Raw genomic sequence first — 12,126 nt, forward strand, 5'->3', positions numbered from 1 at the left:
AAAGGAATGACATGAGCACCCTTGCAGAGAAAGTCCAGCGTGAACTGACAGATGCGATCGAGAATGATGAGCTGGTTCTGCCCACGCTCCCCGAGGTCGCGTTGCGCGTACGCGAAGCCGCGGAAGACCCGGACATCAGCATACCGGCACTGAGCAAGGTCATCGGCAACGATGCAGCGCTCACCGCGCGCATCATCAAGGTCGTCAACAGCCCGCTGTTGCGCACCAGCCGGGAAATCGACGACCTGCAGATGGCGGTCAGCCGCCTCGGCATCAACTACACCTGCAACCTGGCGACTGGCCTGGCCATGGAGCAGATGTTCCAGGCCACCACCGATATCGTCGACCGCAAGATGCGTGAGGTCTGGAACAAGAGCACCGAAGTGGCCGCCATCAGCCATGTGCTGTGCCGTCATTACACGCGCCTGATGCCAGACCAGGCGACTCTTGCGGGGCTGGTTCATCAGATTGGTATCCTGCCGATACTGACCTATGCCGAAGAGCACGGCGCACTGCTTGCCGATTCGTTCAGCCTCAACCACGTCATCGACCGGATTCACCCCCTGGTTGGCGAAAAGATCCTGCGCACCTGGGACTTCCCCGACTCGATCGCGTCGGTGGCCGGCCAGTACACCGATTTCCAACGCAACTCCGATAGCGTCGATTACGTCGACATCGTCCAGGTCGCCACCCTGCAGAGCCACCTCGGCAGCCAGCACCCTTATACCCAGCTTGACTGGAACAACATTCCCGCCTTCAGCAAGCTGGGGCTCGACCCAGATACGCTCCTCCAGGAAGACGAAGACCTGTCAGCTGCGATGGACGCAGCAATGACGATGCTTCATTAACCCGGCCCACTCGCTCACCGTTCGCCGAACACGAGGAACCGTCCCTGTGGCGCCTAGTCACAAAAAGGGACGGCAATCTCGCCGCATCGTGCCTCGCACCCCACTGCGCCGACACGAATCAGGTAGAAAGGAGAACGCAATGAGCAGAACAACAACCAAGACCTTCTTCTCGGGCGCCCTTGCCCTGCTGTTCGGCTTCGCCGCGAATATCGCGCTGGCTGCCGAAGGAGATAACTTCGTCGACGAGGCCTCGGCCAAGGGCATCGCCGAAATCGAAACGGCAAAGATGGCGCTGGACAAAGGCACGTCCGAGGATGTGAAGCAGTTCGCCCAGAAGATGATCGACGACCACACCCAGGCCAATCAAAAACTTGCGCAACTGGCCCAACAGAAGAACCTCGAGATGTCCGACGAGGCCACACTGATGGACAAGGCGAAGGCGATGATTCTCCAGCTGCGTGACGGCGAGAACTTCGACGAGGCTTATGCCAACAATCAGGTCGTCGCGCATGAACAAACCATCGAGCTGTACCGGGATTATGTCGAGGGCGGCGACAACCCGGACCTCAAGCAGTTCGCCCAACAGACCCTGCCCAAGCTGGAAGAACATCTCCAGCAAGCGAAGGAACTGCAGGCCAAGCACGGCCAGCAGAACTGAGGCCCGGACCCGATGCCGCAGGCCGGCATCGGGTCACACCCGGTCAGGCAGTTGCCAGTCGATCGGCTGAAGACCTTGCTGTCTCAGAAACTGATTGGCACGACTGAAGTGGCCGTTACCCAGAAAACCACGATGCGCCGACAGTGGCGACGGATGCGCCGACTTGAGCATCAAATGCCGCGTCGGATCGATCAGTCGCGCCTTCGACTGTGCGTGCGCGCCCCAGAGCATGAACACCAGATGCGGGCGACACTCGCCAACCACCTCGATCACTCGGTCGGTGAATTGCTGCCAGCCAGCCTTGGCATGGGATCCTGCCAAGCCCTGCTCCACCGTCAGCGAGGTGTTTAGCATCAGCACCCCCTGCTCCGCCCAGCGCTGCAGATAGCCGTGAGAAGGAACCGGTAGGTTGAGGTCGCGCTTGAGCTCCTTGAAGATGTTCTGCAACGACGGCGGCGGCGCCACGCCAGGCTGCACCGAGAAACACAAGCCATGCGCCTGCCCTGGCCCGTGATAAGGGTCCTGCCCGAGGATGACCACTTTAACCTGCTCGAGGGGCGTCGAGTTGAGCGCATTGAAGATCAGCGGCCCCGGCGGGAAGATCACCTTGCCGGCGGCCTTTTCGCGACGCAGAAACGCGGCCAGTTGCTGCATGTAGGGTTTGTCGAACTCCTCGCGCAGGGCTTCTTTCCAGCCAGCCTCGAGCTTGATGCGATCATCCTGGGTCATGAGCGGTTTCCGGATAGCCAAGCGGCGGAACCCTAAGGAACGCCGGTCGCCCTTGTCAACGCCGAAACGCCTCGACCATTGCGTCACCGCAATATCATCCCCCCTCCTTTAGTCATAATCGCACCTGGCTCACGGACTGATGCGGACAAGGGTTCCGATGCGCACATAAAGAGTGACGCCTACCCCAGCCGCAGGGTAAAAAAGCCAACTGCCGACAAACCAATAACAAAAGCGACAACAAGGAACATGCAATGAACCGGATTACTCTTCTGGCGCTAGGGCTGGGGTTTTGTCTTACGGCTCAGGCTGCCGATCCCATCACACTCGGCCTCAATTACCCCCGCACTGGCAGCTACAAGGAAGAAGGTCTGGCGCAGATGCGGGGCGCTCTGTTGGCCATCGACGAAATCAATGAAGCAGGAGGCGTGCTCGGCCGCCCGCTGCAACTCATCAGCCGCAATACAGCCTCACGCCCCGAGAAGGCGGTCGCCAACGTCGACAAGATGGCCGACGAAGGCGTCGCGATGCTGTTCGGCGGCGTCTCCAGCGCCGTGGCGATCGCAGCGAGCAAGCGCGCCAAGGAAAGAGGGTTGCTCTACTTCGGCACGCTGACGTATTCCAACGACACGACCGGCAAAGACGGCCATCGCTACATGTTCCGCGAGTGCAACAACGCCTGGATGAGTGCGCGCGTGCTGGGGCAGTATCTGAACGAGAACCTGCCGGGCAAGAACTACTTCTATATCACTTCCGACTACACCTGGGGCCATACCAGCGAGAGCTCGTTACGCCAGGCTACGGGCACGGTCGACCAGAACAGGCATCCAGGGATCAAAACGGCATTTCCGGGCGCTCGCCTGTCCGACTACCGGGCAGCACTGGAGAAAGCCGCCAGCAGTAACGCCGACGTCCTGGTACTGGTGCTGTTCGGCGAGGACATGGTGCGTGCCATGCGCATCGCCGATGACCTGGGCCTGAACAAGAGGATGCAGATCGCTGTTCCCAACCTGACGCTGTCGATGGTCGAACTGGCCGGCCCCGACATCATGCACGGCGTTCTTGGCACGGAGCCCTGGACCTGGCGAGTTCCAGACCTGGAGGGCTCCGAGCGCGGCAAGGCCTTCGTCCGGGATTTCGGCGAGCGCTACCAGACCCACCCGTCGAGCTCCGCTGCCTCGGCCTACAGCATCGTTCATCAGTGGGCGGATGCAGCCAAACGGGCCAGGAGCATCGGCAGCGAGCAGGTCATCGCGGCGATGGAAGACCACAGCTACACCCTGCTCAAGGATCGCCAGCAATGGCGCGCGTTCGACCATCAGAACGTGCAGTCGGTCTACGCAGTGCGCGTGAAGCCGCGCGAGGAAGTTCTCAAGGACCGCTTCAAGCAGGACTATTTCGAGATCGTCCATCGTCTGTCCGGCGAGCAGGCCGCCCCTTCGCTGACCGAGTGGCAGGAAGAGCGCCGTGCCGGCGGGCAGCCGACTAGGCTACAGTGATCTGCAACGGCAGCGCCTGACGCGAGCAGGCGCTGCCAACGGGACTATTCTGGGACCGGTGTCCACTGCAACCTCGGCGCGTTTGGGATACAGGCCGGGAGGCAGATTCAGGCGCCGGCCGGCAGCCCTGACCCGTCACGAGGATCTCGATATGACTACCGCACTAGAGCCCTATCAAGCCGGCGTCTTCGACCTGACTCACAAGCTGACCGTGGAAAAACACGGTCACACCGCCCTCATCACCATCAATCACCCACCGGCCAATACCTGGGACCGAGAGTCGCTGATCGGCCTCAAGCAAGTGGTGGAGCATCTCAACCACGACGATGATATCTATGCTCTGGTGATCTGCGGCCAGGGCGAGAAGTTCTTCAGCGCCGGCGCCGACCTCAAGCTCTTCGCCGACGGCGACCGAAATCGAGCGCGGGAGATGGCCCGGCGCTTCGGCGAAGCCTTCGAAACGCTGCGCGATTTCCGCGGTGTCTCGATCGCCGCAATCAACGGTTTCGCCCTCGGTGGTGGGCTTGAGTGCGCGCTGGCTTGTGACCTGCGCATCGCTGAGCAGCAAGCGCAGCTGGGCCTACCGGAAGCCTCGGTCGGACTGTTGCCCTGCGCTGGTGGCACTCAAGCCCTTGCCTGGCTCGTCGGCGAAGGCTGGGCAAAACGCATGATCCTCTGCGGCGAGCGCATCACCGCGGAGACAGCACTACGCATCGGCCTGGTCGAGCAGGTGGTCGAACCTGGCCAGTCGCGCGGTCATGCCCTGCTCCTTGCCTCCCGTGTGGCACGCCAGAGCCCAGTGGCGGTACGCGCCATCAAACCCCTGATCGACGGAGCACGACTACGGGTTCCCGCCACGTTCGCGGCGGCAGAGCGCGAGGCGTTCGTCGGATTGTTCGAAGCCGAAGACACGCTCGAGGGCGTCAACGCCTTTCTCGAAAAGCGCGATCCGCGCTGGCGCAACCGCTGACGCATCCATAGCGGGACTTGTGCAGGTCGTTCAGGTGCCGCGGAAGACCTTCGGCGCAGCGAAGCGCGTTCCGACTGAACGACACCGGCCCTGTCTGAATAATGCGGTATCAACGCCGGTAGGGTCGGTACTGCTGCTGGTAGCGGCCGTCCCGGTTGTAATGAGGCCGCAGCCGATGATCGCGGCCGTCGCGAATGATGTGCGGGCGTTGCTGACGATGATCCGGGCGCCAGTGCTCGCGGCGCTCGAAACCGCGGTGACGATCGTAGTACTGCGGTGGGAGCTGGCTCTGATAGCGCGGCGGCAGGTTACGAGGATACTGCGGATAGTGCGAATAAGGGCTGCGCGGATCGTACTGACGGGGACGGCTGTCATGCCGATAGCCACGGTTGTAGCCCTGGCCGTAGCCGGCACTATAACCATGGTTGTAATAGCGTGGGCTTTCAGCCTGGAACACCCAGACGCCGTCTCGCCGATCCGCCTGCGCCTGCAGGCTCGCCCCCAGGCCGAGGCACAGCAGGACCAACAATGATCGAATGCTCATGGGAACACCTCCGATGGTGTCATGGACCCCAGCTCATCAGACCACAACCAGCGGCCAGCTGCTGAAACGGCGGACAACCGGCAGCCATGTAGCGTCTGGGCCTGCTCCAGATGTCGTCAGATCAGCGCGACGGGCTGCCGCAGCTTGTATGGCCGCGGCCGCTTCCCGATAATAGCGGCCCTTTAGCCCCACGGCTCTCGCAGAGCGCGACGGAACGGGAACAGACCCTAGATGACCGAACTCGCCCTGATCATGGTTAGCGCCATCCTGGTCAACAATTTCGTGCTGGTGCAGTTCCTCGGTCTGTGCCCGTTCATGGGCGTGTCGAAGAAGATCGAGACGGCCATCGGCCTGTCGCTGGCGACCACCTTCGTGTTGACCCTGGCGGCCATGTGCAGCTACCTCGTCCAGCAATACGTGCTCAAGCCGCTGGACCTGGAGTTCCTGCGGACCATCAGCTTCATTCTGGTAATCGCCGTGACGGTACAGTTCACCGAGATGGTCGTGAACAAGACCAGTCCGCTGCTCTATCGTGTACTCGGTATCTTCCTGCCGCTGATCACTACCAACTGCATCGTCCTCGGCGTGGCCCTGCTCAATGCCAACAAGGCCGAGTTCACCTTCCTCACCGCTACCGTCAATGGCTTCGCCGCTGGCCTGGGCTTTTCCCTGGTGCTGGTGCTATTCGCAGCCATGCGTGAGCGCATCGCCATCGCCGACGTGCCCAAATCGTTCCAGGGCGCGGCGATCGGCATGATCACCGCCGGCCTCATGTCGCTGGCCTTCATGGGCTTCACCGGGCTGATCAAGCTATGAGCGCCGTTCTCATCGCAGTACTTGCACTGCTCGCCCTGTGCCTGCTTGGCGGTGCCATCCTCGGTTTCGCCGCCGTGCGCTTTCGCGTCGAGGGCGACCCCATCGCCGAGCAGATCAATGCCCTGCTGCCGCAAACCCAGTGCGGCCAGTGTGGCTACCCGGGCTGCAAGCCCTACGCCGAGGCCATTGCCGGCGGCGACAAGATCAACAAGTGCCCGCCGGGGGGCGAAGCGACCATCCAGGCGCTGGCCGACCTGCTCGATGTCGAGCCGGAACCGCTGGATGCCGAAGGCGGCGAGAAGCCGCAGATGGTCGCCTACATCCGCGAAGCCGAGTGCATTGGTTGCACCAAGTGCATCCAGGCCTGCCCGGTGGACGCCATCGTCGGTGCCGCACGGCAGATGCACACCGTCATCATTTCCGAGTGCACCGGCTGCGATCTCTGCGTCGAGCCCTGCCCGGTAGATTGCATCGACATGATCGAGGTCGGCAGCAACCTGCAGAGCTGGAAGTGGAACCGGCCGCTGGCGCCCGGCCAGCTTATCGCGACCGACCGGGAGCAAGCCGCATGACCTCGTTGAAGATCTGGGACATCCACGGCGGCATCCACCCGCCGGAGCACAAGGAGTTGTCCAACCGCATCCCGATCCAGCCTGCGCCACTGCCCAAGCGCCTGGTCCTGCCCTTGGCGCAGCACCTGGGCGCACCGGCCGAACCCTGCGTGACGCTCGACGAACGCGTGCTCAAGGGCCAGCAGATCGCGCTCGCCAGCGGTTTCGTCAGCGCCGCGCTGCACGCGCCGACATCCGGCGTGGTCAGCTTCATCGGCCCACAGCCCTACCCGCATGTCTCCGGCATGCTCGTCGACGCGATTGTCATCGACAGCGATGGCGAGGACTGCTGGCTCGAACTCGAGCCCCACCCCGATTACCGTGCGCTGGAGCGTCCGGTGTTGCTCGAACTGATCCGTCAGGCCGGAATCAGCGGCCTCGGCGGCGCCGGCTTTCCCACTGCGGTCAAACTGACCCCACCGCCGACGCAAAGCATCCGCACACTGATCATCAACGGCACCGAGTGTGAGCCGTACATCACCGCCGACGACCTGCTGATGCGCGAGAAAGCCGCCGAACTGGTGGCGGGCATCGAAATCCTCGCGCACCTGATCCAACCGCAGGAGGTACTGATCGGCATCGAGGACAACAAGCCCGAGGCCATCGCCGCGGTCCGCGCGGCCATCGGTGAACGGCCCTTCGTGCTCAAGGTCTTTCCGACCAAGTACCCCTCCGGCGGCGAGAAGCAGCTGATCCAGATTCTGACTGGCGAAGAGGTGCCCAGCGGTGGCCTGCCCGCGGATATCGGCATGCTCTGCCAGAACGTCGGCACCTGCGTTGCTATCCATGACGCCGTGCTGCTCGGCAAACCGCTGATCTCGCGAATCACCACCCTCACCGGCGAAGCACTGGCGCGCCCGATGAACGTCGAGGTGCTGATCGGCACGCCAGTCGAAGAACTGCTCGCGTTCGCCGGACTCGAGCAGAGCCGGCTCAACCGCCTGATCATGGGCGGCCCGATGATGGGCTTTACCCTGCCGTCCCTCGACGTGCCGGTGATCAAGACCACCAACTGCCTGCTCGCCAGCACGCTCGAAGAACTGCCTCCGCCGCCGCCAGCGCTGCCCTGCATCCGCTGCGGCGAGTGCGCCGAGGCCTGCCCGGTCAGCCTGCTGCCGCAGCAGCTGCATTTCTTTGCCCTCGGCCAGGAGCACGAGCAGCTCAAGGCCCATAACCTGTTCGACTGCATCGAGTGCGGAGCCTGCGCCTACGTCTGCCCGTCGAGCATCCCGCTGGTGCAGTACTACCGCGCCGCCAAGGGCGAGATCCGTGAGCTGGAGCAGAAGCAGCAGAAAGCCGAGCACTCCAAGCAGCGCTTCGAATTGCGCCAGGAGCGTCTGCGCCGTGCCGAAGAACAGAAGGAAGCCGAGCGCAAGGCCCGCGCCGAGCGCGCCGCACGCGCCAAGGCGGCGCAGGGCGAAAGCGCGCAGACGGCCTCCGATACCGCCGCTGCAACCCCGAGCTCAGCGCCCAAGTCGGGGCTCTCGGAAAGCCAGAAGAAATTGAAGATCGAAGCCAGCATGGCCCAGGTCGCCCTGAAGAAGGCCGAAAAGCAGCTCGCCGCACATGACACGCCCGAACTGCAAGCCCAGGTTGCCGATCTGCGCAAAGCCGCCGAAGCGGCGCAGCAGGCACTCGATTCCGCCATGCAGGAGAGCGCCAGCGCCGCGCCTACCGCCAAGCCAGCGGATGACGAGGTGCTGAAAAAGGCCAAGATCGAAGCCGCCATGCTCAAGGCGCAGATCCGCAAGCTGGAAAAGCTCGAAGCGCCGGACGACGACCAGCAGGCCGAGCTCGCGCGTCTTCGTCAGCAGCTACGCGAAGCCGAACAAACCTTGGCCGCCGCCCAGAACACTGCCCCCGCTCCCGTCGCCAAACCAGCGGACGACGAGGCGCTGAAAAAGGCCAAGATCGAAGCCGCCATGCTCAAGGCGCAGATCCGCAAGCTGGAAAAGCTCGAAGCACCGGACGACGACCAGCAGGCCGAGCTCGCTCGTCTGCGTCAGCAGCTGCACGAAGCTGAACAGGCCTTGGCAACCGCGCAGAGCGCCGCGCCCGCCCCAGTCGCCAAACCAGCGGACGACGAGGCGCTGAAGAAGGCCAAGATCGAAGCCGCCATGCTCAAGGCGCAGATCCGCAAGCTGGAAAAGCTCGAAGCGCCGGACGACGACCAGCAGGCCGAGCTCGCGCGTCTGCGTCAGCAACTGCACGAAGCCGAACAAGCCTTGGCAGCCGCCCAGAGCGCCGCTCCAGCTCCCGCCGCCAAGCCGGCGAACGACGAGGCGCTGAAAAAAGCCAAGATCGAAGCCGCCATGCTCAAGGCGCAGATCCGCAAGCTGGAGAAGCTCGAAGCACCGGACGACGACCAGCAGGCCGAGCTCGCGCGTCTGCGTCAGCAGCTGCACGAAGCCGAACAAACCTTGGCAGCCGCCCAGAGCGCCGCGCCCGCTCCCGCCGCCAAGCCAGCGGATGACGAGGCGCTGAAAAAGGCCAAGATCGAATTGGCGATGAAGCGCGCCGAATTGAAGAAGGCCGAGAAGGCCGGCGCGCAAGAGGCGGAACTCAGCCGCCTGCGCGACGCGCTGCAGGCGGCCGAACAAGCCCTGCATGCGGCCGAAGAAGCCTCGCACAAGCCCGCCCCGGAACTGGTGCGCACCAGCAAGCCCGGTGTCGATGAGCGCCAGCGCGAACTGAAGACCGAGGTTGCCTTCGCCCGCGCCGATCTGCGCAAGCTGGAGCGAGACGAGCAGACCGAGCCCATGACACTGGAGGCCGCTCGCCTGCGACTCAGCGAAGCCGAACGGCAGCTGGCGGACTATCAGCAATCGTGAGAAATGACCGCTGCACCGGTGTGCTGGTGTAGTCGCTCGACAATTCAGAGAGATTCGAGGAAGTGGCCCAGGCCACGCCCCAAGACAACGCCTTCACCGGAGAGCCAATGGCCCTGCCCCGCATCACCTCGCCCCACGCCAAGGGCGCCAACCGTACCCAGCGGGTCATGCTGCTGGTGCTCGCGGCCACCCTGCCCGGCGTGGTCGTGCTGACCTGGCTCTACGGCGCCGGCACGCTGATCAACCTCGCCTGGGCATCGCTCGCCGCGCTCGCCTTCGAAGCGGCGATTCTCCGCCTGCGGCAGCGGCCGGTGGGCTTCTTTCTGCGCGACGGCAGCGTGCTGGTCACCGCGGTGTTGCTGGCCTTGGCGCTGCCGCCCTATTCGCCCTGGTGGCTGACGCTGATCGCCACCGGCTGCGCTGTGGTGTTCGGCAAGCAGCTGTATGGCGGCCTGGGCCAGAACCCCTTCAACCCGGCGATGATCGGCTACGTGGTGGTGCTTATCTCCTTCCCGGTGGAGATGACCACCTGGCCGGTGCCGCACAGTGTCGGGCTGAGCGCCGGTCTGCAGCATATTCTCGGTATCGCCTCGCTTCCCGACGGCTGGACCCAGGCCACCGCCCTGGATGTGCTCAAGGTGAACAAGAGCCTGACCATCGACGAGCTCTGGCGCAATCCGGCCTTCGGCCACTTCGGCGGCATCGGCTCGGAAGTGGTGAACCTCGCGTTTCTTGCTGGTGGCCTGTTCCTGCTACACAAGCGGCTGTTTAGCTGGCACGCGCCGGTCGGCATGCTCGGCGCGCTGATGCTGATGAGCCTGCTGTTCTGGAACGGCTCGGGTTCGGATAGCAACGGTTCGCCGCTGTTTCACCTACTCAGCGGCGCCACCATGCTCGGCGCCTTCTTCATCGTCACCGATCCGGTCAGCAGCGCCACCAGCCCACGCGGACGCCTCATTTTCGGTGCTGGTGTCGGTGTGCTGGTATACGTCATCCGCGCCTGGGGCGGCTATCCGGACGGCGTCGCCTTTGGCGTGCTGCTGATGAATCTCGCCGCTCCCACCATCGATTACTACACCCGCCCGCGCACCTACGGCCACCGCAAGGCCGAGCGCGGCTTCAAGCTGGGCGAATGACATGATAGTTCCGGAAATCAGCCGTTCGATGCTGAAGAACGCCACGGTGCTGGGCTTGTTCGCCATCGTCACCGTGGGCGCGGTGACCCTGCTGCAGCAGGGCACTGCCGAGCGCATCCAGGCCGCTGAACGCGCCGCCCAGGTACGTGCGCTGGGCGAGATCCTCCCGGCCGGCAGCTACGACAACCATCTGCTCGATGACAGCGTGCTGGTTCAGGATCGCCTGCTTGGCAACCGAAGCCCATTGCCCGCCTATATCGCCATCAAGGATGGGCGCCCCTCCGCAGTGATCCTCCAGGCCATCGCTCCGGACGGCTACAGCGGCGCCATTCATCTGCTGGTGGGCATCCATGCCGACGGCCGGGTGGCTGGCGTGCGAGTCATCGGCCACCGGGAAACACCCGGGCTGGGCGACAAGATCGAGCTCGCAAAGAGCCCCTGGATTCGAAGTTTCGACGGCAAGTCGCTAACGAACCCGGCGGCCGATGGCTGGGCGGTGAAGAAGGATCGCGGTGAGTTCGACCAGTTCGCGGGCGCCACCATCACACCACGCGCGGTGGTCGGCGCAGTGCATCGTGCCTTGCAGTACTTCGATGCACACAAGGCCGAACTGCTGGCAGCCGAAGGCGCGACGGCCGACGCGGCCGGGAACGCCCTGGAAGGCCGCAGCGAACCAGACGAAGCCACCGTGCATTCCCGGGCCGGCAGCGCCGCCACGCGCGACGATTTGCGCACCACCGAGCCGGCCGCCAAGCCGCAAGGGGATCAGCCATGAGCACACCCAGCTACCGCGAACTGACCGTCAACGGCCTGTGGAAGAACAATCCGGCGCTGGTGCAACTGCTCGGTCTCTGCCCGCTGCTCGGCGTCAGCAACTCGGCGGTCAACGCACTCGGCCTCGGCCTGGCGACCATGCTGGTGCTGACGTGCTCGAACATCGGCGTATCGCTGGTGCGCGGCGTGGTCAACACCGCCGTGCGCCTGCCGGCGTTCGTGATGATCATCGCCGCGCTGACCACCTGCATCGAGCTGCTGATGCAGGCCTTCACCTACGAGCTGTACCAGATCCTCGGCATCTTCATCCCGCTGATCACCACCAACTGCGTGATCCTCGGCCGCGCCGACGGCTTCGCTGCGAAGCACAATCCGCTGATCGCCGGCTTCGACGGCCTGGTGATGGGCATCGGCTTCTGTCTGGTGCTGGTGGTGCTGGGCGGTCTACGCGAGCTGTTCGGCACCGGCGCGCTGTTCGCCAACATGCACCTGCTGTTCGGGCCGGTCGCCAGCGACTGGCAGATCACCCTGTTCAGCGACTACAAGGGCTTTCTGCTGGCCATCCTGCCGCCTGGCGCCTTCATCGTGCTCGGCCTGCTGATCGCCCTGAAGAACCGCATCGACCAGCACCTCGCCGAACGCGCCCACGCCGCGCAGCCAGTCGCGCCTGCGGCCAGCCGTCGAGTGCGGGTGACCGGTGTGATCGAGTGAGT

At 64.0% G+C, this 12,126-nt stretch carries 12 protein-coding genes; 10 read left to right on the top strand and 2 right to left on the bottom strand.

Features of this window, described 5'->3' with window-relative positions:
• Positions 1 to 11 precede the first annotated feature (11 nt).
• Together ACX1DW_RS11330 and ACX1DW_RS11335 are read left to right on the top strand one after the other, a co-directional pair.
• Complete coding sequence (locus ACX1DW_RS11330) at positions 12 to 848, top strand: HDOD domain-containing protein (RefSeq protein WP_200594552.1); 837 nt, start codon at positions 12 to 14, stop codon at positions 846 to 848.
• A gap of 139 nt (positions 849 to 987) precedes the next feature.
• Positions 988 to 1,506 carry a DUF4142 domain-containing protein gene (locus tag ACX1DW_RS11335; protein ID WP_458993373.1) on the top strand — a complete coding sequence of 173 codons (519 nt, stop codon included), beginning with the start codon at positions 988 to 990 and terminating at the stop codon, positions 1,504 to 1,506.
• Between the two features lie 33 nt (positions 1,507 to 1,539).
• Here ACX1DW_RS11335 and ung read toward each other — a convergent pair whose 3' ends face one another.
• Positions 1,540 to 2,235: a uracil-DNA glycosylase gene (ung, locus tag ACX1DW_RS11340; RefSeq protein WP_458993374.1), complete on the bottom strand. Its 696-nt coding sequence runs from the start codon at positions 2,233 to 2,235 to the stop codon at positions 1,540 to 1,542.
• Between the two features lie 251 nt (positions 2,236 to 2,486).
• Here ung and ACX1DW_RS11345 point away from each other — a divergent pair, with 251 nt between their 5' ends.
• On the top strand, positions 2,487 to 3,731 hold the full coding sequence (locus ACX1DW_RS11345) for an ABC transporter substrate-binding protein (protein ID WP_063544743.1): 1,245 nt from the start codon (positions 2,487 to 2,489) through the stop codon (positions 3,729 to 3,731).
• A gap of 151 nt (positions 3,732 to 3,882) precedes the next feature.
• On the top strand, positions 3,883 to 4,701 hold the full coding sequence (locus ACX1DW_RS11350; RefSeq protein ID WP_102840686.1) for an enoyl-CoA hydratase: 819 nt from the start codon (positions 3,883 to 3,885) through the stop codon (positions 4,699 to 4,701).
• Between the two features lie 109 nt (positions 4,702 to 4,810).
• On the opposite strand, the gene ACX1DW_RS11355 is transcribed toward ACX1DW_RS11350, so the two are convergent.
• Complete coding sequence (locus tag ACX1DW_RS11355; protein ID WP_133456073.1) at positions 4,811 to 5,245, bottom strand: hypothetical protein; 435 nt, start codon at positions 5,243 to 5,245, stop codon at positions 4,811 to 4,813.
• A gap of 231 nt (positions 5,246 to 5,476) precedes the next feature.
• On the opposite strand from ACX1DW_RS11355, the gene rsxA reads away from it, so the two are divergent.
• From rsxA to ACX1DW_RS11385, 6 genes are all read left to right on the top strand, one after another.
• A complete protein-coding gene (gene rsxA, locus ACX1DW_RS11360; RefSeq protein ID WP_156244461.1) occupies positions 5,477 to 6,061 on the top strand; it encodes an electron transport complex subunit RsxA in 585 nt (194 codons plus the stop codon).
• Positions 6,058 to 6,633, top strand: coding sequence for an electron transport complex subunit RsxB (gene rsxB / locus ACX1DW_RS11365; protein WP_011912393.1), 576 nt, complete (start codon positions 6,058 to 6,060; stop codon positions 6,631 to 6,633). The genes rsxA and rsxB overlap by 4 nt, the downstream gene beginning before the upstream one ends.
• The gene (gene rsxC / locus ACX1DW_RS11370; protein ID WP_458993375.1) at positions 6,630 to 9,503 is read left to right on the top strand and encodes an electron transport complex subunit RsxC; all 2,874 of its coding nucleotides are present in this window, start codon (positions 6,630 to 6,632) and stop codon (positions 9,501 to 9,503) included. The genes rsxB and rsxC overlap by 4 nt, the downstream gene beginning before the upstream one ends.
• 107 nt (positions 9,504 to 9,610) lie before the next feature.
• On the top strand, positions 9,611 to 10,639 hold the full coding sequence (locus ACX1DW_RS11375; RefSeq protein WP_063544733.1) for an RnfABCDGE type electron transport complex subunit D: 1,029 nt from the start codon (positions 9,611 to 9,613) through the stop codon (positions 10,637 to 10,639).
• Between the two features lies 1 nt (position 10,640).
• Complete coding sequence (gene rsxG, locus ACX1DW_RS11380) at positions 10,641 to 11,414, top strand: electron transport complex subunit RsxG (protein ID WP_458993376.1); 774 nt, start codon at positions 10,641 to 10,643, stop codon at positions 11,412 to 11,414.
• On the top strand, positions 11,411 to 12,124 hold the full coding sequence (locus ACX1DW_RS11385) for an electron transport complex subunit E (RefSeq protein WP_200600017.1): 714 nt from the start codon (positions 11,411 to 11,413) through the stop codon (positions 12,122 to 12,124). The genes rsxG and ACX1DW_RS11385 overlap by 4 nt, the downstream gene beginning before the upstream one ends.
• The last annotated feature ends 2 nt before the right edge of the window (positions 12,125 to 12,126 follow it).

The sequence above is a fragment of the Stutzerimonas sp. KH-1 genome, from assembly GCF_054483855.1.